This window comes from Pedobacter antarcticus (genome assembly GCF_900112985.1).
Lineage (GTDB): Bacteria > Bacteroidota > Bacteroidia > Sphingobacteriales > Sphingobacteriaceae > Pedobacter > Pedobacter antarcticus.
On the sequence record NZ_FONS01000003.1, the window covers coordinates 421,853 to 444,218 of the forward strand.

Genomic DNA, 22,366 nt, shown 5'->3' on the forward strand with positions numbered 1-22,366 from the left:
TTTTGAAGAAAACCGCTAAAAAAACGTCTTATATTTGTCAGATGTTTACAGAGATGCACAGTCCGCTGCAACAATTGCCCCATACAAAGCACCCGAAACTATGGATGAAAAGGGATGATCTGATAGATCCCTACATCTCTGGCAACAAATGGCGCAAGCTTAAATATATACTTAAAGCAGCCAGGGCAGCCGGAAAATCTCATCTGGTAACCTATGGGGGCGCATACTCCAATCACCTTGTAGCCACCGCAGCTGCCGCCGCCAGATCAGGCTTAAAATCTTCTGCGTTCGTCCGTGGGGAGGAAGTCAATAATGAGATGCTTATACTTTGTAAATTGTATGGAATGAACCTGATCTTCACCAGCAGGGAAGCCTACCGGGAACCAGCCACCTGCTACAACAAGTTATTTGCTAATAATCCCGATACTTATGCTATACCCGAAGGTGGGGCAAGTGAAGAAGCTGTTCGCGGATGTGCAGAAATCATCGACGAACTCCCGGCAGATACTGCCCATATCATTTGTGCCGCAGGAACCGGCACTACCGCAGCCGGCCTTTTAAAAGGTATTGTGGCTAGCGGACGCCAAATTCAGCTCCATGTTGTCCCGGTATTGAAGGGCGGCGATTTTATCACCACTGAAATTATCCGTTACGAACCTTTCATTAACCAGTTGAGTATGCACCTGGATTACCATTTCGGCGGTTATGCTAAAACTAAACCCGAACTCCTTCAGTATATGCAGCAATTTATTGCAAAAACAGGCATACTTATAGACCCGGTGTATACAGCCAAGATGTGCTTCGCCACGGAAGACCTGATAAAAAAAGGAATTCTCCCTGTAAATGAAAAGGTAATAGCTCTGCACACCGGGGGCTTGCTAGGTATTATGGGGATGAAGGACAAGTTCATATTTTAGTGAAAATCGGCTCTTTCCAGAAACTCAATAACCTCGCCATTCGGGCTGTAAACCAATGAATTTCTTACCCACATTCCATCTGTCCCCAATTGCAGTTCCATAGTCGCCAGGCACGGTATTGCACCCGCGGCTAATGCTTGCTCAAAAGCCTGGTCAGCATCAGTAACTGTAAGACAAATATGCAATAAAGCCGTCTGCACAAACTCCTCATTTTCTGTATGTTTCCGGCCCTGGGCGGGAATATCAGCATTCGCATCGTAGAGTTCAATAAAACCATGCCCATCTGGTGAGCGAAGCATCGCAGCTCGCTTAAGGTTAAACTCCGGTAATGACCAGGAATGGCTGGTTGTAAAACCTAAACTCGTATAAAAGCTTAACGTGTTTTCAAAATCAATTGCCCTGATCGCTATATGGTGCAATCCAATTATTGTATTTTTAGCTGCTGAAGTCATTATATCTAATTTTCAGCAAATTTAGTTACCAATTCCGCTTTTAGACCTCCTTACAAAATTGTAAGCCGATGAGAAAAACCAGCTCTACCAACTACAGCAATGCAAAAGAACTTCATGATTATTGTGAGGCCGCCTATACCCTTTCCCTTATTTCCGGAAGATGGAAGCTCACCATCCTGGTCGAACTGACCAACGGCAATAATCGTTTCTCCTTATTAAAGCAAGTAATACCTGCAATCACAGAAAGGGTACTTGCCCTTCAGCTTGGCCAGATGGAAAAAGACGGACTGATCCTCAAGTCGGCAGTCCAGGAAAAAAACACTCCAAAGAACACATATGTCTATGCCTTAACAGAAAAGGGTATTGAACTGCAAGTAGTAATCAACTCGCTGGAAACCTGGGGCAAAAAGCATCAGCCGGAAACCTAGGCATGTTATCGTCATGGGGGACATTTGACCCTATCTTCCCATCGCTTTTTACAGGGACACATGACCCTGTGATTCAACCGCTAACATCCCGAAATTAGTTTTAACAAAACAAGACATGTTAAACTAAAAAAAAACAGGATGGCAATGCTTATCTCTTATATCATCACGGCGCTCTTCATCATCTTATGGTTGTACGCGGCACTACCTAAACTATGGGGCATCCGGTATTTTCATGAAGTCCTGAAAAGCCAGGCTATCCCAAGGTGGTCTATCGGCTGGATCGCACTGTTTCTGCCGCTTACTGAACTCGCTGCAGCTGGATTATTGCTTTTCCCGTCAACCCGGCTAATTGGCATGTCATTATCGCTATTACTGATGCTCATTTTTTCTATTTATGTCAGCGGAATTATTTTCCAGGTCTACGACAAATACCCTTGCCCTTGCGGCGGCTTATTCACAAGGATGGGCTGGCGAAAGCATTTGAAGGTAAACCTAATATTAACGCTAATTGCATTGGGAGGCGTGATGCTTACACTCGATAATTTTAATTAAAAAAAAATGGATTGGTTTAAATACACAGGTTCAGGATCTATATATGATCCGCTAAACTACATGTTGATTGCAATTCCAAATTGCCCGTCTCCAAAACTAAGATTATGCGCAATTTATGCTAGCCGGCAAATCCTTAATTCAGAGCTCAAACCGGTCTTTACAGGGATGCTCCAGGCTGAAATTGCCACTGTTATCATGACAAAACAGGAGTCTGTCAATGTCTTATTATGTCCGTAGTCCCTCGTTCTTTGAAATAAGCCAGGGTGAAAATTTCACCCTGGCTTCATAACCGGATTCAAAAAAATTGTTTAAACATGTTGCCCCCTGGTATTGCAAGACTAATGGGCAGGAGCAGACCGAAAAGCCTTAAGAGTAGGTAAAGGAAAAGCCGAAAACCTTTAACAGAGTAGGCGAAAATTTAAAGTTTAAGCTTTTTGATTTATAAAAGCACTAATGTTATGGCAAATTCATGGTTTAAATATAGTGGCTCAGGTTCAGTTAACACAGCAACCAATTATTCTGCTGTTTCTGGCACGCCGAATTGTCCTCAGCCAAAGCAGCAACTCTGTGCTATTAATTCCGAGATACAACTGGTTAATGGTGTCCAAAGACCGGTTATTACCGGTACGCTTCAGGCAGAAATCATGGCTGCTGTAAGTAGCGGAGCCGAATCTTCGAACGTCACTTTACAGCCGTTTAATTAGATGTATTGAGTATAGCGTAACGGATGGATTATCGTTTGTTACGCTATTACTTTTTTAATTCGCTAAGCACAAATACTTCAATAGTTCTTTCTTCCTCCTTCAAATCTAAACCATATTTTTGAAGAGCCTTTCTTACCGATTCAATATCCTGCCAGGATTTCAAGCTAAAATTCATTTCCACTCCGCCTTTGTAACCCGTTTCGTCGAACACAGGTGGATTTCCGTAGAACTGATTTAATTTCCATACAATACTATTTTCTAAATCAACGTTCTTGATTAAAACTTCAGGTGCGGTGAGATTAGAAACCTCGTCGCTACTCTTGCCTGTAGACTTAAATTTAGTTGCTCTATCCGTTCGATATAAAATCAAGCATTTCATTCTCCGTTTCTCATACCTACCTTTCAAATCTAATAGGTTGTCTAAGTCTTTGATTATTTTTCTAGATACTTGACTCACTGTTTGCCCGGAATCGGCATATAACGATTCGTAGCAGATATATGTTCGCTGTCTATAGACGTAGTTATATTCTTTGCTGTCTTCTTGTATTATATACTTAGAAGAGTCTTGTACTTCTAGAATGACTCGACTTGGTTCAGGATATCTTTTAATTGACGAATCGAGATTCCATTGTGTGATATATGCATTTATCACTGGCTGATTAATGATAAAATCTCTGCGTGTATGGCTCAACGTATCTATAGTTGAACCCACTTTAGTTATTACCCCATCCTGATACGGTCCGAATACAGCTGTATAAAGATTTATAGGGTTGATTCCAGTAAACCTATTCTTATTCTGCAAAACCAACGGTGTCTTTGCATCCACTGGAGGCAAAAAATCATTTTTAACCGGCAAATCTATTCTTTTATTAGCCAGAACACTTTGTATATTAACTTGATCAACATACCCCTGCTCCGTAATTGCGATCACTATCCCCTTATTAATCCATACGACATGAGAAACCAGCTGGTGGGGAAAGTATTGATTAAGTAACTTGTTTTCAACGACCCAAGGAATTTGAACTTTATTACGGGATAAATAACTCGTTTTATTAGTTAGAAATTTTCTGATAAAGCTTTCGTCTTCTCGTTTCAGCATTCCTGGCGCGTAAGCTTCACCACCCACTACAGCCATTATCTTAATATTATTTCCGAACTGCCTTTGGAGATGTTCTTTTTCAACTAAGCCTGCTAAACAGGCGGTGCATGTAGTGTACATAAAATCCAGAATAAGGAGACGATCATTATAATCAGAAATTTTTTGAGATTTCAACTCTCCGTTCACTTCCAAAACCTTACTTAATAATACGTCAGGAACCTTCTCTCCAATTTTTATTCCTGTAAATTGTTCAGCAAGCACTTGGCCGCTTCTGGCATTTATGTCAGTTACCGTCTGACCTTCTGTGAGGAAAGGCAAAAATAACAGTAGAAGTATATTTATTTTAAAACTCATAATGAATTAATTAGAACTCCCTTTCAAAGAGGATAAGTTCGAGTTATGTAAACCGATTATCTTGGATTCTGAGGAATATCCACTCGTTCTAGAACCTCCCTTGGCACTAATAAAGTGTACCTTAGATCGCGTGGTGGCAGGGTATATTCCTGACCATTCAAGCTTCTAGTAAGAATTTGTGCAAAACGTGAATCTTTATTTAACCTTCTTAAATCCATCCACCGCAAACCGCGGAATAATAATTCACGTCTTCTTTCAGTTAAAACCATTTTTAACACCTCGTCTGCATCATTAGCAGTCAAAGGGACGTATGTAGTATCCCAACGACTCATTCTTAGCGTATTTAAATCAACAAGCGCGTTACTCACCTGACCAGCTCGGGCCGCGCATTCCGCTCGGATTAAGTACATTTCATCTGTGGCAAGACCGTTGAAGATAGTTCCCGGTATATATGTTCCCTTAAATTGATAGGTATCATTTCCCTTATTCCGAAAGAATAGTGTTTTTCTTAAGTCGCCTGATTCATATAAATTGTACAATTCGGGGTTCACAATACCATAGGTAATTGGGACTAACGCATTGCACCCGGTTTCATACAGAACTTCCACATTGAATCTTGGTATTGGATAAGTGGGCTGAGCATTTATAGTTTTATAGTCCATTAAAGTGCCCTTTTCTCGTAAGCTTAAGTCTGCATTTATAAATGCCTGTTCAAAGTTATCCATAACTAGAAATACCCGGGCTAAAGCTGCGTATGCCGCAGCTTTAGCGGGCATCGAAATAGATTTATCTGCCAGGCTAACTATTTGTTTCGATGGCAGTAAGGAAATCGCTTCAGTCATATCTTTTACAATCCTGTCGTAAGTGTCTTGCAGTGTACCGCGATCTGTCTTTTCACCTAAGTTTGGTGTTAACCGGATCGGGATACCATAATTTTGTCTGGCAGTACTGGCTTCGTAAGGTTGTGCAAAGACCTGTGCCAAGCCAAAGAAAGACATTGACCTCAATAGTAAAGCTGCGCCTCTAATACGATTCCATTGCTGCTGTTCATTTTGAGTAGGGACAATTTTATCCAGAACTTCAAGGATTTGATTACAAACTAACACCTTGCTATATGCTGCTGCCCAATCCGTATAAATTACATCAGAATTTTTTAGCCACAAATAAGGCTCTCTTCGATAATTCGGCAAAGATGTCCAGACTTCTGACGTCAGATAATAATCATCTGATGAGATTTCGGCAGTAGAAGGATAAAGAGTATATAATACTCCTGCATTGTTTAACAAAGCCTGACAATCGTCTAATGAAACTGGCACCACCTGACTTTTATCTGGCTTGACGTCAAGATACTTCTTGCAAGAAAAAACTGCGGCAATCGAAACAAACAATAATATATGAGTTATATATCTTTTCATGTTATTTAATTAAAAATTTGAATTAATACCAATTGCAATTGTTCTGGGGTTAGAATAACTATTGTAGTATTCGGGATCTAGCCCAACTTTGTTTTCTTTCCAGATTAAACCTAGATTACTCATATTCAAAAACAATTTGATATTGAGCAATGAGGATACTGGTTTGTTAAGCAAGTAACTTATCGTTATATCCTGAAGCCTGATATGACCTGCGTTGGCAACCAGAACTGATGCCCCTGTATAAAATTCATCGCGCAATGGGTCATTAGGATACTTTAGCGAAGGTACGCTTGTTAATAATTCATCGCCCTTCCTCTGCCATCTCAATGAATAGTCTGAATGCCCTATTACAGGGTTAGTACCACCGTTATTTAACAAATCAGTATAATTGATACTATTTCGCCTGAAAACATAACCCAATTTCGCGATTATGTTAGCTGAGACACTTATATTTTTATACGTAAAAGTATTGCGAAATGAACCTGAATATACAGGTGCCGCGCTCCCATGATACACCAACTGATCCGGATTAATATTAGTCAAAGCTGCATAGTCATTACTCTTTTCCCCATTGAGATATCCGAGTGGATCTCCAGTTTCCGGGTCCAGCCCAGCCCATGGATAAGAAAACACAGACAATACCGGCTTTCCAACCATTAGACCACTAGGTATGGTGAGAACAGGTCCTAGGTAACTATTTACGCTGTTGCTTATCGGTGTATATTTAGTTACTTTGTTGTTATTATAATTAAAGAAAATATCGGTAGCCCATTTAAAACTACCGGTCAGATTATTGGAGTGGAGACTAATATCTACACCGGTGCCTTTTAAATTTGAGCTATTGAAAGTTGCGAAGGAAAATCCAGTAGTGTAATCTAAAGGTGTGCTATTCAGTACGTCTTTAGCAGATCGCGAATAATATTCAATACTACCGGAAATTACCCGGTTCCTCATAGCGAAATCTACCCCTAAATTCAAGGTTCCGACTTTTTCCCATCTTAATTGATCATTAGCCGGATTAATAATATTTGCGTAAGGAAGATTAATTACGAAATCATTGTTTCCTGCATATTTGATTGTACTGTAAGCAGATAAATTTTTATTAGTATTACCTTGATAACCATATGTCGCTCTAAGTTTTAGCTCAGGTATTAAATCAAAATTATAGAATTTTTCCTTCGAAAGATTCCAGCTTAAACCTACCGACCAAAATGGTGCTCCGCGTAAATTGGTAGCTACCCCAAATAAATTAGCTTCATCTTTCCTGGCACTTCCGGAAATTGTATACCGTTGATTGAAAGTATAAGCCGCATTAGCAAAATAGGAGATGAAGCGATAACGCTGTTCGGAAAATGAAACACCACTAGGCATGTTTACAAATGATGACAATGGCGAAATAAACTGCGTGATATTGTCGACATCCGCCGATGTCAAAAGCAAATCGCTATAACCATATACGTTCGAACTGTTCGATCTTTTAACTTGTTCACTCTGCTCTATTCCGATCAGCGCATCTAATTGATGATTTGTACCCCATATTTTATTTGCATTGACCTGACCGCGTACATTATAAGAACTGCCGGCATCTGAATTCCTGGCCATTATCGCTCCTATTGGCAAATTGCGTATCGTCTGATCGCCATTAAATTCTGTAAGCAAATTTATTTGATTCCTTGTATAATAAGATTCGGGGCCCTCCCAGTTTCGATTTTCCGAAATACTTCTGGTATACTGGTGCTTCACACTGGCACTAAAAACTTCGGAAAGCTGATACTTTGCACCAATATTCATTAAAAAATTATATGCATTTACCTGATTAGAACTGGCTTCCAGTTCCGCTAAAGGTCTATACCTCCAGTCTAAATACCGGGGATCGACATTGTCGAGAAATCTGTTGTTAATCTCTTTACCAACGACAACAGGGTTTCCATTATCATCAGCCAATCTAATATAGGGAAGCGTATTAAAAGGAGCATATGTGATGTCACTGTAAGTCCCGGGGCTTTTATCTTTTCCCTGGGTATACATTGTATTGAAATCAAATTCCAATTTTTTAATAGGTCTGTAGGTAAAACCCGTACGCAGCGTAATTCTTTCGCTCCTATTTTGAACTACATCAAACCTGTTTCTGTCATACCCTCCAGAAATTTGATAACTGAACGTATCGCCACCGCCATTAATATTTAACGCGTATTGTTGTGCAATACTCCTGCGATAAATGTATTTCATATAGTCCCGCCGTACGTCCTGATTACGGAATGCATCAATTTGCTTATCTGCTTCTGCCTGTGAGATAGTTGCTCCTGGTTGTCTTGCCTGAAGCATTAATTCCACGACAGGAGATAGGTAAGGTTGGGTCCAGATGTTTTCAATATTTGAATCATAAAACCCCTTGTTAAACAGAAGTTTTTCCAGGTCGATATAATCATTACTGCTCATGGTATTGAGCTTAAACAGATTCGGTTTATCCTGAATAGTGACATTACTGGTAAAAGAAACGGCCGCAGCTTTATTGTACTGCCCCTTCTTTGTCGTAATAACAATAACCCCATTAGCAGCTCTCGCACCCCAGATCGAAGCCGCAGCTGCATCCTTTAAAATAGTCACACTTTCTACATCGTTTGGATTGATATTATTCAAATCGCCCTCATATGGAAAATTATCCAGAATCAATAAGGGAGACGCCATAGATTGCGTAAGCGTACTCAGACCACGTATAGTTACCTGCCCAAGCCCAGGTGCCCTGGTAGAATTCTGTCTCCTGTCTATCAATAAACCAGGTGTTACATTTTCCAGCCGGCTTAGAATATTGACACCTGTACTCCGGTTTAATAAAGCATTGTCTATTTTCTCAAAAGAGCCTGTCGCTCTCTCTTTTGGCAGATCCTGATAACCGGTACTAACAACGGTTACACCCTGAAGTTCTCCAGAAGCTTGCTCCAGTTTAATGACCAGATTAACATCTGCTCCAGAAATACTCACCTCCTTGGTTTGATAGCCGATATATGAAATGATAAGGACTGCATTTTCGCCAGGTACATTCACCGAGAAATTACCGTCTCCAGATGTAGTAATCGCTATTTTAGATTCGCTGCCTTTTAATTTTATAGTAGCTCCGGGCAAGCCATTTCCCTTCTCATCCACAACTTTTCCGCTGACAATAATGTCTTTATCGGCTTTCCAGAAAATCGGGTACTCATTTCTGATGGAGATAATTACACTCTTTTCCTCCAGTACAAAATCGAGTGGAGTTCCGGTGAAAATTTGTTTCAGCGCTTCGGATAATTCAACATTTTTTACGTTTATAGTAACCGGCCTGGCATTGCGGAGTGCTCCCGCTGTGACCATAAAGTCGAAACCAGTTTGCAACCTGATCTCTTTAATTACCTGCACTAGTGGCTTATTGCGCGCGGAAAGGCTAATTTTCTGTGCAAAAGAGTTTGCACTCACCTGCACTATAAAAGTAATAAGCAGCAAAGTGGTGAGGTTAATCCCGCGAATTAACCTCCTTATAATCCTGTTGCGCAGAGGCATGACAGGATCTTTACGATAAAATCTGTACATTCGTTTAGTTTGGATTGATGCGTTGAGCCAGTCATTTCTAGGTGGTTCAGCTCTTCGCAATAATGAAATATTTAATATTTTTCTATCCAGGCTATACCATCCCAATTAGCGTTGGGGTGGTTTTTACAATATGGATTATATGCAGGGTATGGTTATTTCATAATCAGGACCCTCCTTCCTTCAACCTTAAAGTGAACACTTTTTGTTTTTTCCAGGACATTCAGTACCTGTTTGATATTTTTACTTCTTGAGATTGTACCGTAAAACTTTTCATCAGTTAATTCTCCCTGATATATGATGTCTACATCATACCATCTGGAAATCTGACGCATAATACTTGCGATACCCACATTATTAAAATAGAAGTCTCCATTTTTCCAGGCCATGTCTTCGCTGAGATCTGCTTCGGAAACTTTAATCTGGTTCCCTGTCCGCACAGCACGCTCTCCCGGTTTAAGAACTTTAACTTCTCCATTTCCTGAGATCTGTACAGAACCTTCCAGTAAAGTCGTTATGGCATCTGGCTCGTCACTATAACTGCTGACATTAAAATGTGTCCCAAGAACTTTAACTTCCTGTCCGTCAGCCTGTACAACAAAAGGTTGTTTCTTGTTTTTGGCAACCTCAAAATAAGCTTCACCGGATAATTCTACCCTGCGCTCCTTGAGGGTGTTGAAAGAAGATGGATATTTCAACTCAGATGCCGCATTAAGCCAGACCAATGAAGAATCGGGCAGGCGAACCTGATACTGTTCACCCCTTGCGGTAGAAAGCGTATTATAGGAACTTTTTGGTTTAGCCACTACTTTATTTCCCTCAGTATTCCGAACGCTATATATCAAAGCTCCAGCTGCATTTTTGGATATCACTACACCAGATTCATTCGCCAGCTCGCCCTTTAATGCCTCCGAAAGTAAGATCTTACGCCCATCGGCCAGGATTCAGGTTGCTCCCTCTTTCCCAGGAGTAATTTCATGGGTAACCGTTGTATTTTTTGTTTCCTGTGTATTGGGCTTATTAATCAAAAGCAGGCTTCCTCCGATAACTAGCATGGCAGCCGCTGCACTCCACATGAACTTTAATTTGGCAATTCGTTGCGGCGTGATGGGGTCTTTAATCTTATCGAATATTAAAGCAGCTCTTTCTGGAGACAGATCCTTATATCTTTCCAAGGGTAAATGATAATATGCATCCGTCAATGCGACCTTCAAAAACTCTTCAGCCTCACTGTCCAGCAGCAACGCCTCAAATTCCATCAGTTCCGCCCGCGTAGCTTCCAGATTCAAATAACCCGCACATAAATAAGCGACTCTCTCTCTATCCATCTAAGATTAATTTATCCGGCAACGGAAAGAATTCCTATGCATTTATGAGGTAGACGGGCGCAAAAGATAAAGGGGGGTACTGAGGTCTAAAATAATTTTAAAATGATTGCCATGATAATAATGTCGGTGTTCTTGTCCATATATTCCCGTATAGCACGCAATGCTATTTTCATATATGATTGTACCGTTAGGGGTGAGAGATTCATAATTTTAGCAACTTCATCATATTTTAAACCCTGCTGTTTACACAGCTCATAAACCTGCTTTTGCTGTGGAGGTAGTTGTGCAATCGCTTCAGAAAGTATCAACCGGGTATCTTTTAAGATGATCTGCTCCTCAGTTTCGTTGGTACTAAATTCAAAAGTTTTTTTAAGAGTTTGGTCCTTTCGGTACCGGAGCGCTGACTGGCGCAGAATGTCCAGTGAACGATTTCTGGCGATAGTGACGAGATAACTTTCCAGATTAAGTATTTCGGGCAGCCGGATTCTGTTTATCCATATTTTCAAAAAAGTTTCCTGTATAATTTCTTCGGCAAGCGATTCAGATTTTAACAGGTGCAGTGCGTATTTGTATATTGATTGATAATAGAAATCATATACCTCCCGGAATGCCTGGTGATCCCCTGCTGCAATCTTTATCAAGACAGATTGCTCATTTGGAAATGGATTGACGCGCATAAAAATTTGCTGTTCTTATAGAACGGATCAATTATATATAAAATATATTATAATATATAAATTGAGATAGCAAATAAACTTAGAAGGAAATGGAGGAACACTAATAATGAAAATTTATCGTGCTAATAAGATTCCGTCACATAACTTTTTAAGGTAAGCAACTACGTCGTTAATCTCTGCTTCTGAATAGGCAGTTTGATTACCGGAAACCGCTTTGTGATCGGATCGGGTACGGATGAGGTACTGCTGTACCGTTCCGATTATAGAAAGATAAAGGAACCCCGGATCAGTATCGGATGCGAAAATCAGTTTTTGCTTTCCCGAATCAATAATTTCGGTAAAATACTTTCGGTTTGCGTCGTCGAGATTTTGCAGTGCCTTTATGTTTTCAACATAACTACTCATTAGCTGCTCTTGAAATAAGATCCTTGATACTTCATCATTTCCAAGAATATAAAAAGCATATATTTCAATCAGGCTATGGATCTTGTCCAGTTCAGAAATCTCCAGCTCCACCACATCTTTTATTTTTTCAATCAGATCGCTGGTATTGGATGCCACAATATTTTCCAATAATTTTTCCTTACTGCTAAAATAGTAATTGATCATTGACAAATTTACCCCTGCCATTAATGCAATCTCTCTGGTTGAACTAGCCATATACCCTTTTTGTGCAAAAAGGCGGATAGCAACATTCATTATTTCATACTTTACACTCATATTTTCCCTCCGTAACATCTAGGTATCGATGCAGAAAATGAACTGACCGACCCTAAAAATGTCAAACGTCGTAAATTACAAAAGAAAAATATTAAATCAGCCCCCAGATGCGCTGGAACGGTCAGGCAACTAACATATTTAACTTACACAGCCTTTTCTACCGTTGGTGTATCGATTGGTCTTACATGCCGGCATGATTAAACTGCTTTTAAAGTCAGATAATCATGCAGACTGGGTGTATCCGGATCAACAATAACTTTTTCAGTCTCTTCAGGATAATAGATCTGATCGTCACTCCTGTATGGATCGGTATACAACGGATAATGTTCGATGGCGGGGAATTCCAGATAAATTGACATCACATAAAATTTATGTTAAACCATACACTAATTAGCTCTAATATAGGCATAATAAATAAAGTCTACAAAATAAGTAGTCTTTATGATTACTTCCCTAAAAGTAGCCGTGCCTGTGTGCCCCACTGTCCAATAAAAATATCCGGCTTACCGTCTCCGTTTACATCCCCAACAGCAATCCCCCAGCTCCTGCCTACAGTAGAAGCAGGAATCACCTGATCAGTAACCAATTTAAAATTCCCTTTACCGTCATTCTGTAATGCCTGCACCTGCATTGCCTCGAATGGAGGTATTTTGATCGCACTTAAGATAATATCCGGGGAACCGTCGTGATTGAAGTCAAAAATTGCACCTGCATAACTCGAATAAGTTTGTTTAGGTATTCTTTTTGCCGTTTCATCTTTAAAATTCCCTTTACCATCATTAATCAGCAGACGGGTGGTGGGATCCTTCTCAAACTTACCGCCGTTGCTTGTAAGGTTTAAAAACAAGATATCGGGGTGCCCATCGCCATTGGCGTCGAAAGTTAGAACTTCCCTGGTATGTAACGGGGCCAGTAAATCCAGCTTTTCCGGATGTTCAGTAAAATGTCCTTTTCCATCGTTAAAAAACAAACGATTGGGAGGAACTTCGTTCCCCGCTATCAGATCCAGAAAGCCGTCTCCATTCAAATCTGATAACTTTACGGACTGTGTTTCTGTGCGGATTGCAGGTAAACCTTTCCTGGTATAATCTATAAAGTTACCCGGTTTTTCGGGATTATTGATCCATAAAAAATTTTGCGGTGTTGGCCCTGTATTTCCAACGATAATGTCTAACAGACCATCTCCGTTCACATCTCCGATATCCAAACCATTCGCTTCACTTTTCGCTGGCAGTCGTTCGCTTACATTTCTAAAGGTTCCGTCTCCATTACCCAGATAGAATTCATGATTCTGATCATCTTCTGCGACGAAAATAATATCTAAGTGTCCGTCTTTGTCAAAATCTCCTGCACGCACATGCTCGGTATCGTGCGACTTTTCGGCAAAAACGCCCTTTTTCCAAATAAATTTCCCCGTACCATCATTCAGATACAGCCGGTTAGGCAAAGACTCTAAGGCCAGTATAGCGTCTAAATGACCATCTCCATTCACATCTGCCAATACTACATCTAAAGTATGTGCATCTGCATCTATGGGTAAATGAGTTGTTGTAACGTCATTGAAATATTTTGTTTCTGTACTTTGCGAAATGGCATTATGCATTACAACCAAACACAAGGTAGCTGTGATCGTACAGAATTTTCGAAATAGAGAATGCTGCATAAGCTGAAGATCTAGTGGTTCATAAACGATAGTATCCTACAAGATAAGAATTTACAGTAAATAAAGAAATAATTTATAATATTAATTAAAGAAGCATCGGGTATTACCAGATTAGTTTGCGAGGGTTTGAAAGCGTACGGATGTGGCTAAATCTTCTTTCTTTAGCAAATGCGGGATAAACCCTGCGAAATATTTGAAATCGCGGATAAAATGCATCTGATCGAAATAACCAAAGCGGTATGCAATTTCATTCCAGGTAATATGAGGGAAGTCTTCCTTAAATCTATAAGCATTCGTAAAACGGATCATACGGGCATACAATTTTGGAGGAAGCCCTATACGTTCCAGTGATTTCCGTTCGAATTGCCTTACACTGAGACATGATTGTGAAGCCAGATAATCCATAGACAAACTCCCCATAGCATTCACCTGCTGTAACATTGCCCGATCAAAAGGCAGGGCGGGTTTAAGCTCGGAGAGCTTACAAAGAAAGTAATTCTGAACCACTTCGTTTTTATCCTGATCAGTTCTGGCCTCCATCAACTTTTCCAGGACTTCATCAATTTCACGCCCCAAAATAAGTCTGGCATCAAAATCCCTGTCTACGATTTCCTCCAGCGGCACTCCAAGCAGGCGATACATGCTACAGGGCTTTAAAACGACGATTACAGTCTGATGCTTTTTACCTAAATCCAGTGTAACAGGCGTTAGTTGCGGCCCTATAATTATTGCACGTTCACGGGCAATAAATTCACCATTCTGCTTTCTCACTTTGACCTGATCATGCAAATAAAAACAGATGAAACGCGTATGGGATGGAACAAAGGTATAGATTGGTGAAAGGCTCCCGGGCAAAGTAAAATCTATATCAAGCACGAAAACCCCACTGATATACTCCTGTAAGGCAGGTTGAGGTTCATAAAATGTATGGTACATAACTACATAATGAATACTACTGATAATAAACAAGTTACGAAACAAATAATTAAAAGTAACCAAAAAAACACCGCCATCTTCCTAAAGACTCCTCCTTAGATAAGATGTCGCATTTGTACTATGTTTCAGGTTACATAAGCAACTAAATTTGAATTAGTTATCTCAAAAATCCATAAAACAATCAACCTTTAACACCTTCAACTATGTCAACCACGATCAACAATTATCAGGTGGAGGGATATATCTCTCCCATTCAGCAGCCAAACGGAATGGCCTGCTGGGCTACTGTTGCAACCATGCTCCTGTCATGGAGGGATCAGCAAAGCTATACAATTGAAACAGCAATGGACATTGCAGGTCAGAAGTACCGGGACCTCTTTGATAACCGGGAAGGACTTTCCGCAGAAGACCATGAAGATTTCGCTTCGGCCAGTGGAATGACGATAGAATATCCTCAATGTTATTCTCCGGAAGGAATCTACAATTTACTGGTCAGCTACGGCCCCGTCATCGCTATTGACGATGAGGATGAAAGTGAATTTTTCGCCATTCACGCCCGCGTCATTAATGGTATCGAAACTGATGGATTCGGAAATGTCTCACTAAATATCATTGACCCTGGCACCGGAAGTGAATACAGCGAATCCTTTGAAAGTTTTGCTTCAAAGTTTGAGGCAGTCGATGGTGCACCCCGTATCCAGGTGATGCACTTTTAACTTCCGATCCCAACTAACCGAATATACACTTAACAAAAAGCAAAATGGCAATTTTTAATAGTGATGATTTAATCAAGGCAACACTTGGAAAACTTAATGAAATAATCACCGGTGGTGATGATTATGCTCCTGCAAACAGAAATAATTTCGTGTCCTGGATTATGCCGGGAATGCCTTTTTCAGAGAGTGATTTTGAATTTTTAGAAAAAGGGTTTAACGGAAAAGATGCCACCGAAGTTCGTAAACTGGTTATGCAGGCGGCAGATTTCGCTATGTTTTCTGACCTGGTACCCGATCCTACCGCAATTTACGATGCAGATCAGAGCCAGACTATGGATCGTAACAGTCAGGAAAGGCTGAGTAAAATCTATGGAAATATTTTAAAGTTCGCCAAGGTCACCAATCTCTCGCCCACTGACACAGAAAAGGAAAAGATGGATAAGTTTAAAAAACTGCTTTACACCATCAAAGAGGAGAAGAACCTGGTTACAGATGAAGTAAAAAGCAGTGTTGTTGAAGGACCTGTTCTTCAAGCCTATACCGAAAAAATGTATGCATATGAGGAAGCTGCACTTTTATATAATTTAAAACGTATAAATGCGGCTACAAGCGATGACAAAACGGCTGTAATGGATTTCTCGGTTAATGCACCAATCTACCGGAACAAGGTTAAAGCATCCATGAACAGCTGGACAGGTGCCGGATATAAAAATGAGGTAGAAGACATGCAGGCCTATATCGCTCAGGTTACAGGACGGAGTATGGCATCGTGGTTTGCAGAGTTACGGGATGTTTACGAACGGGCGGCTTTCACAGAATCTATGATTGACTTTACTTTCCACCCTGTACGTTTATACCCCGCTAATTTTTATAAACAAAGCTGGATGGATTTTTCATTTTCAGAGAATGAATATACAAGTCATTCCGATAAGACGACCACCGCCTGGAATGTTGGCGGAGGTGCGAACTTTGGTCTTTGGGGTGCAAAAGCCTCGGCCGACCGTAAAACTGAAAAGACACATAACAGTGTTGAGACTTCTCATTATTCAATGAAATTTGGATTGACCCAGGTAAAAATAATGCGGCCGTGGTTCGGTACAGAACTTTTTTCCTGCCGGGGATGGAAACTCGATCCGGGAACCTGGTCATTTGGAAACCCACAGCTATCTGATGGAGGAAATCCTCCAAACGGAAGTTTTATAGCCTACTCTACAAATGCCATTTTTGCAAAGGATCTTGAAATTACCTTTGACAAAAGTGCCTGGGAAGGAAGTAGTTTTCGCAGTCAGTTTAATGCAAGCGCGTCTGCAGGCTGGGGTCCGCTCCGATTAAAAGGCGGTTACTCCCGTGGCGAAGAAGTCCATGATTTTCATTCGGAGGATACCGGCCAGGGTATTTCTTGCAAAGGCATACAATTACTGGGTTTCGTCAACCGCCTGGTAGGCACATGTCCTAATCCCGACCCTAATGCCAAATTTGATTAGCAATATTTATCAAAACGATATCATATGACACCGATTGTAGCAATTGCATTAATTACAAAATTGAAGTTGATCTTTGAAACAGACAAACAAGGGAATAAAGAAACAAACAAATTTCTGGCTTTTCAGAATGGATCATTTCCAGTGGCGAAAGAAAACTTTTATTTTATGCAGCCGGATAAGTATGGTATCGGTCCTATTGATACAGCGATCAAAATGTTTGATTTTGCTAATACTTTTAATTTTGTTTCTGAAGTCGATGATTTTATAAAACCTAGTTCAGCCGCTCTGGAGGACGTATACTATGACACGCTGAAATACGCGATACCCGCGAATAATACACGCGGGCCGGAACAGGAAGAACGATTTCTGAAAGCGATAGCATTTTTAAATCAGGCCATAGAACTTGAAAGTGGTGAGCAAACCACTTATCTGGCCAACTACGACAAGTATGAACAGCTTTATAAAATTGCAATCAGCGAATATAAAAACCGGGAATTAGCCTATAAAAACGCAACCGGAGACGGTGCAGAAGAGCTCAAAACAAAATGGATCAATGAGGAATCAACGCTAAAAACGGATATTGAAAGAAACCTTTTAAACTGGGAAACCGCAGGTAAAAGGTCTCAGGTGGAAAAATACCTTGGTGATTTTCTTGCTCTTTCTGCGGCATCACCAACTAAAACAATTGCGGATCTGAAATTGGAATATGAACTTTTCACCAAAGCGACGTCAATCGATCACCTGGCAAATGAATTAAATTACATACCGACATATTTTTCTCCAGTCAACTTTTTCGAAGATGAAACAGGATGGCATGAAATAAGTTTAGACAGATCTGAAGTGCAGTCTTTAGTCCGACAAGCTCCGGAAAGACTTAAAAACTTATACGAAATAAATGATGAACACATTGACATCAGTACCGTCCGTTTTGAATACACTGTTGTGGATATTATCCGCGAATGGCTGCATTATAATGACTTTTTATTGCAGCCATTCTGGAAACTCCCGGCAGCATCGCCTCCCCTTTCCGATGGGACGGGAGGTGGTAATTTACCAGCCTTTCCGCAAAAAATAATTTTCATAAGAAAACTAAGTGTCGAAACACAAAGTACGGCGCCGATAGAACCCGGAGGCAAAATAAGACTATTTGATTTCCTATTTCAAAAACTTAAGCCCTCCGTAAGGACGACCATGCTGGTACAAACTGACTTGATTACTAAAAAGAGGAATGAACAGCTTTTTAAAACAAAAGAAATACTGTTAAAAGAAAGAACCCTTCCTGATGAAAGCAGATTAATATCAGCTCAAAAAATCATGTTTAATTCCCGGTTCATGAAGACGGCAAATTTAGCTAAACCAGCCATATCAAGATTTTACAAAGCTCAGTGGTCACCCAAAACTATCGCATCGATCGGTATTAAAATGCCAGAAAATACTGCACCAGCTCCACCGGTCACAATTGCCACCAGTTCAGAAATTGAGCTTCTTGCTTTTATATGCAATAAAGTTCCGGGATGTCCGGCTCCCGACCCAACATTGTCTTGGGACAACTGAGCTAATTTTTGTGCTGATTATCGTATATTAGTATCAGGCTGGCACAAAACCACTTCATTTAATAAAGGAATATGAATCCTAAAGTTGATTTTTATTTTAATAAGGCAAAAAAATGGAAGGAAGAACAGGAGCAATTGAGAATGATTGCACTCGACTGCCAACTAACCGAGGAATTAAAATGGGGCGTTCCATGTTATACGTTTCAGAATAACAACATCGTCCTGATTCATGCTTTTAAAGAATACTGTGCTTTTTTGTTCTTCAAGGGTGTATTGTTAAATGATGAGAAAGGTATTCTAATCCAGCAAACACAAAATACGCAGTCGGCCCGGCAGATCCGCTTTAGCGATGTCCGGGAAATAGTCGAGCTAAAAAGTATGCTGAAGGCGTATATTTTTGAAGCTATAGAAGTTGAAAAGTCCGGTTTAAAAGTAATTTTTAATCCGAAAGAAGAATTCGTTATCCCTCATGAGTTTCAAAGTAAATTAGATACGATCCCTGCTTTAAAAGCAGCATTCAATGCATTAACTCCGGGAAGGCAAAAGGCTTATCTGCTACACTTCTCCGCAGCAAAACAGCCCAAAACCCGTGAGGCAAGAGTTGAGAAATATATACCTCAAATTCTCAGCGGTAAAGGGTTAAACGATTAACCCTTTCAGTCAGCCAGGTTAGTTAATACAATTTTCCCTGTATGCTCGCCACTTTCCATTAAACGGTGAGCATCTGCTGCATCGGAAATAAGGAAAGTTTTAAATATTGCGGGAACGAATTTACCTGATTCGATAACCGGCCATACATTTTTATAGATTTCCCCGGCCAGTTTTTTCTTAAATTCGTATGGTCTGCTTCGAAGTGTGCTACCAGTTATAATTAAGCGTTTAACCATCACCTTTGCAAGGTCTAAAACTCCCTCACCTTTTATCGAATTAATATACACCACCCGCCCGTCTGGATTTAGAATATTCACATTCTTATTCAGATAATCTCCGCCAACCATATCCAGGATCACATCAATACCCTCCTGCGCATATTCGACAGCAAAATCCTGCGTTTTATAATTGACAAAACGAATTGCTCCTTTACTTAAACATTCCTGCCCTTTTTCCTCACTGCCCACCGTAACATAAACTTTAAAACCCAAAGCAGTTGCCAGCTGGATACTTGTGATCCCGATTCCACTGCTGCCACCGTGAATTAATAATTTCTCTCCCGGCTGAAGATTTCCTCTCTCAAAAATATTAGACCAAACGGTAAACAGCGTCTCTGGCAGACTGGCTGCCTGAATAAAATCGAGCCCTTTAGGTTTTGGAAGACACTGACGTTCCCTGGCAATTGCATATTCTGCATACCCTCCGCCATTTAACAAGGCACAGACTTCATCACCTAATTTCCATTCTTTTACAGAGGGGCCGCAGCCGACAACGATTCCAGCCACTTCAAGACCCGGAATATTCGCAGGAGCACCTGCCGGTGCAGGATAACCTCCCTTACGCTGGAAGACATCGGGACGGTTAACTCCGGCCGCTCTAACGTGGATAAGCACTTCATCTGCATGAGGTACTGGCGTTGGGTATTCATTCCAATCCAGAACTTCAGGACCACCGGTCTGCTCATATACGATTGCTTTCATATCAGGTATTTTTTAAATTAATGCTAAATAAAAATGTGATCTTACCTATCAGAAACAGCCACTCAAAAATACTGTTTCAATTTAAATTCATTTTGACTCGATAAGAACCATTTTGCAATTAAGAAAGGAAAATTGGGCCCCTCACCAATTATAATTATCTAACACAATAATATGGTAGTTTTATCCATAAATGACAGCATTAACATCATTTATGTTTTTGGCTACAAGATGCCGGGATTTGGCTAACCCTGACGTTTAATTGATCCGGATATTTGTATCATCATCTCAAATAAATAATTATCTATGAAAGTTTTTGTAACAGGAGCTACCGGCTTTGTAGGATCGGCCGTCGTTCAGGAATTAATCAAAAAAGGCCATCAGGTTATCGGTCTTTCTAAAAATGAAGAATCAGATAAAGCTTTAGCCGCTGTCGGTGTTCAGTCCCATCGTGGTAATCTGACAGACCTGAAAAGTCTGAAAAATGGAGCAGCCGCTGCAGATGGTTTAATCCATACAGCTTTCAACCATGACTTTTCTAAATTTAAAGAAAGTTCGGAAAATGACCGCAAGATAATTGAAGCTTTCGGCGATGTCTACGCCGGTTCGCAGAGGCCCATGATCATTACCTCAGCAATTGGATTACTTACCCGCGGTCGTTTAGTGGATGAAACAGAAATACCAGCAGCGGGACAAAACCCGCGTATTGCTACCGAGCGGGCTGTAGATGCTGTGGCTGCCCGGGGCGTCAACGTTTCAATAGTTCGCCTGTCTCCGTCAGTGCATGGTGAAGGCGATCATGCTTTCATTCCTATGCTTATAAAGATTGCACGTCAAAAGGGTATTTCCGTTTATACAGAAGAAGGAAGCAATCGCTGGCCGGCAGTTCACCGTTTGGATGCTGCAAAATTATTTGTGCTGGCACTTGAAAAGACTGCCAAAGGCGGTACCCGTTATCATGGCGTAAGTGAAGAAGGTATCTTGTTTAAGGACATCGCAGAGGCAATTGGCAAAGGACTGAATGTTCCGGTAGTATCGAAAAACAAAGAAGAATCAGCAACTCATTTTGAAACTTTTGCGCACTTCGCAGCTATGGACATTCATGCTTCAAGCAAGATAACACAGGAATCATTAGGGTGGCAGCCGGTTATGCCAGGACTTATTGCCAATCTTAATGGAGACATTTATTTTAACTCATGATTTCAATCCGATCAATTATGAAAATAGTATTGATAATAAAAGGGCCGAATTATGTTAAATAAACAAATTACCAGAATCAAATCTATTCAGGAATATCACCGCCTTAGGGGATTACCTAAACCAGAACATCCTTTGGTCAGCCTTTTTGATTATTCATTGATTAAATTTTCTCCTGAAAATAATGATATTGTCTGGGTAAATGATTTCTATTTCATTGCATTAAAAAGGAATCTGGATGCAAAAATCATTTACGGGCAACAAGACTATGATTTCGATGAGGGTACGATGTTTTTTATTTCTCCGGGACAGGCTTTCAGAATCGAATCGAAAAATGAAAATGCTGAAAAATCGGGCATGATCTTGCTGGTACACCCAGATTTTTTATGGAACATGGCATTGGCGAAGACAATAAAACGTCACGAATTTTTCGGATATTCTGTTCGGGAAGCACTTTTCTTATCGCAAAAAGAAGAAGAAATTATACTGGGCACCATGCAAAATATACGTCAGGAATGCCAACAGAATATTGACAAATTCAGTCAGCAAATAGTGGTATCTTATATTGAAGTGCTGCTAAATTATGCTGATAGATTTTATAACCGCCAATTTATCACCCGTAAAATGGGTAATTATCAAATACTTGATCAATTGGAGGTGTTGTTAGAAGATCATTTCAATGGTCGGGCTGCTGCCAGAGGCCTGCCTACAGTACATCACTTAGCGGAAAGATTGCATTTATCGTCTGACTATCTCAGTACACTTCTAAAGTTGATGACCGGCTTAAATACCCAGCAGCACATTCATGAGAAACTGATAGCGAAAGCTAAAGAGAAGCTGGGTTCTACTAATATGTCCATCAGTGAGATCGCTTACGAATTAGGTTTCGAACATTCACAATCATTTAGCAAATTATTCAAATTAAAAACAAAATTATCGCCCCTCAAATTCAGAGAATTTCACACCCCCATTGACTGAGGTG

At 40.4% G+C, this 22,366-nt stretch carries 22 protein-coding genes; 10 read left to right on the plus strand and 12 right to left on the minus strand.

The features are described 5' to 3' along the window. The first annotated feature begins 2 nt into the window (after positions 1-2). Positions 3-917 carry a 1-aminocyclopropane-1-carboxylate deaminase/D-cysteine desulfhydrase gene (locus BM192_RS09390; RefSeq protein ID WP_317040248.1) on the plus strand — a complete coding sequence of 305 codons (915 nt, stop codon included), beginning with the start codon at positions 3-5 and terminating at the stop codon, positions 915-917. Here the strand turns inward: BM192_RS09390 and BM192_RS09395 are convergent. After that, the gene (locus BM192_RS09395) at positions 914-1,369 is read right to left on the minus strand and encodes a VOC family protein (RefSeq protein ID WP_037442717.1); all 456 of its coding nucleotides are present in this window, start codon (positions 1,367-1,369) and stop codon (positions 914-916) included. The two genes, BM192_RS09390 and BM192_RS09395, sit on opposite strands and share 4 nt — an antisense overlap. A gap of 68 nt (positions 1,370-1,437) precedes the next feature. Between BM192_RS09395 and BM192_RS09400 the strand changes: the two genes are divergently transcribed. From BM192_RS09400 to BM192_RS09410, 3 genes are all read left to right on the plus strand, one after another. Beyond that, positions 1,438-1,797, plus strand: a complete 360-nt coding sequence (locus tag BM192_RS09400) for a winged helix-turn-helix transcriptional regulator (protein ID WP_037442719.1) — start codon at positions 1,438-1,440, stop codon at positions 1,795-1,797. 138 nt (positions 1,798-1,935) lie between these two features. Continuing rightward, entirely contained in the window at positions 1,936-2,349 is a 414-nt protein-coding gene (locus BM192_RS09405; RefSeq protein ID WP_051760062.1) for a MauE/DoxX family redox-associated membrane protein, read from the plus strand. Between the two features lie 458 nt (positions 2,350-2,807). Further along, positions 2,808-3,053, plus strand: a complete 246-nt coding sequence (locus BM192_RS09410) for a hypothetical protein (RefSeq protein WP_037442721.1) — start codon at positions 2,808-2,810, stop codon at positions 3,051-3,053. Positions 3,054-3,099: 46 nt separating this feature from the next. On the opposite strand, the gene BM192_RS09415 is transcribed toward BM192_RS09410, so the two are convergent. The 10 genes from BM192_RS09415 to BM192_RS09455 all read right to left on the minus strand — a co-directional run bounded on the left by BM192_RS09415 (position 3,100) and on the right by BM192_RS09455 (position 14,806). After that, a complete protein-coding gene (locus BM192_RS09415) occupies positions 3,100-4,506 on the minus strand; it encodes a hypothetical protein (protein WP_037442723.1) in 1,407 nt (468 codons plus the stop codon). Positions 4,507-4,562: 56 nt separating this feature from the next. Beyond that, positions 4,563-5,921 (minus strand): RagB/SusD family nutrient uptake outer membrane protein, encoded by a 1,359-nt coding sequence (locus BM192_RS09420; RefSeq protein WP_037442725.1) that lies wholly within the window; start codon positions 5,919-5,921, stop codon positions 4,563-4,565. Positions 5,922-5,930: 9 nt separating this feature from the next. Then, the gene (locus BM192_RS09425; RefSeq protein ID WP_074963963.1) at positions 5,931-9,485 is read right to left on the minus strand and encodes a SusC/RagA family TonB-linked outer membrane protein; all 3,555 of its coding nucleotides are present in this window, start codon (positions 9,483-9,485) and stop codon (positions 5,931-5,933) included. Positions 9,486-9,637: 152 nt separating this feature from the next. After that, complete coding sequence (locus tag BM192_RS09430; protein ID WP_157282889.1) at positions 9,638-10,327, minus strand: FecR family protein; 690 nt, start codon at positions 10,325-10,327, stop codon at positions 9,638-9,640. A 99-nt stretch (positions 10,328-10,426) separates the two neighbouring features. Next, positions 10,427-10,810: a hypothetical protein gene (locus BM192_RS09435; protein ID WP_051760065.1), complete on the minus strand. Its 384-nt coding sequence runs from the start codon at positions 10,808-10,810 to the stop codon at positions 10,427-10,429. 86 nt (positions 10,811-10,896) lie between these two features. Beyond that, positions 10,897-11,487 (minus strand): RNA polymerase sigma factor, encoded by a 591-nt coding sequence (locus BM192_RS09440; protein ID WP_051760067.1) that lies wholly within the window; start codon positions 11,485-11,487, stop codon positions 10,897-10,899. Positions 11,488-11,601: 114 nt separating this feature from the next. Next, on the minus strand, positions 11,602-12,207 hold the full coding sequence (locus tag BM192_RS09445) for a TetR/AcrR family transcriptional regulator (RefSeq protein WP_074590307.1): 606 nt from the start codon (positions 12,205-12,207) through the stop codon (positions 11,602-11,604). Positions 12,208-12,404: 197 nt separating this feature from the next. After that, a complete protein-coding gene (locus BM192_RS20940; RefSeq protein ID WP_157282892.1) occupies positions 12,405-12,566 on the minus strand; it encodes a hypothetical protein in 162 nt (53 codons plus the stop codon). Between the two features lie 86 nt (positions 12,567-12,652). Then, positions 12,653-13,870: an FG-GAP repeat domain-containing protein gene (locus BM192_RS09450; RefSeq protein WP_081857534.1), complete on the minus strand. Its 1,218-nt coding sequence runs from the start codon at positions 13,868-13,870 to the stop codon at positions 12,653-12,655. A gap of 111 nt (positions 13,871-13,981) precedes the next feature. Beyond that, entirely contained in the window at positions 13,982-14,806 is an 825-nt protein-coding gene (locus tag BM192_RS09455) for a helix-turn-helix domain-containing protein (RefSeq protein WP_037442732.1), read from the minus strand. A gap of 203 nt (positions 14,807-15,009) precedes the next feature. Between BM192_RS09455 and BM192_RS09460 the strand changes: the two genes are divergently transcribed. The 4 genes from BM192_RS09460 to BM192_RS09475 all read left to right on the plus strand — a co-directional run bounded on the left by BM192_RS09460 (position 15,010) and on the right by BM192_RS09475 (position 19,210). Then, positions 15,010-15,522 (plus strand): papain-like cysteine protease family protein, encoded by a 513-nt coding sequence (locus tag BM192_RS09460; protein WP_037442734.1) that lies wholly within the window; start codon positions 15,010-15,012, stop codon positions 15,520-15,522. Positions 15,523-15,566: 44 nt separating this feature from the next. Then, entirely contained in the window at positions 15,567-17,006 is a 1,440-nt protein-coding gene (locus tag BM192_RS09465) for a hypothetical protein (protein ID WP_037442736.1), read from the plus strand. A 24-nt stretch (positions 17,007-17,030) separates the two neighbouring features. Then, positions 17,031-18,560 (plus strand): hypothetical protein, encoded by a 1,530-nt coding sequence (locus tag BM192_RS09470; protein ID WP_037442738.1) that lies wholly within the window; start codon positions 17,031-17,033, stop codon positions 18,558-18,560. A gap of 71 nt (positions 18,561-18,631) precedes the next feature. Continuing rightward, positions 18,632-19,210: a YdeI/OmpD-associated family protein gene (locus tag BM192_RS09475; RefSeq protein WP_037442740.1), complete on the plus strand. Its 579-nt coding sequence runs from the start codon at positions 18,632-18,634 to the stop codon at positions 19,208-19,210. A 5-nt stretch (positions 19,211-19,215) separates the two neighbouring features. Here the strand turns inward: BM192_RS09475 and BM192_RS09480 are convergent, their stop codons facing one another. Further along, on the minus strand, positions 19,216-20,190 hold the full coding sequence (locus BM192_RS09480; RefSeq protein WP_037442742.1) for an NAD(P)H-quinone oxidoreductase: 975 nt from the start codon (positions 20,188-20,190) through the stop codon (positions 19,216-19,218). Positions 20,191-20,493: 303 nt separating this feature from the next. Here BM192_RS09480 and BM192_RS09485 point away from each other — a divergent pair, with 303 nt between their 5' ends. Further along, complete coding sequence (locus BM192_RS09485) at positions 20,494-21,387, plus strand: SDR family oxidoreductase (RefSeq protein WP_037442744.1); 894 nt, start codon at positions 20,494-20,496, stop codon at positions 21,385-21,387. Positions 21,388-21,438: 51 nt separating this feature from the next. Continuing rightward, a complete protein-coding gene (locus BM192_RS09490; protein WP_037442747.1) occupies positions 21,439-22,362 on the plus strand; it encodes a helix-turn-helix domain-containing protein in 924 nt (307 codons plus the stop codon). Positions 22,363-22,366: the final 4 nt, after the last annotated feature.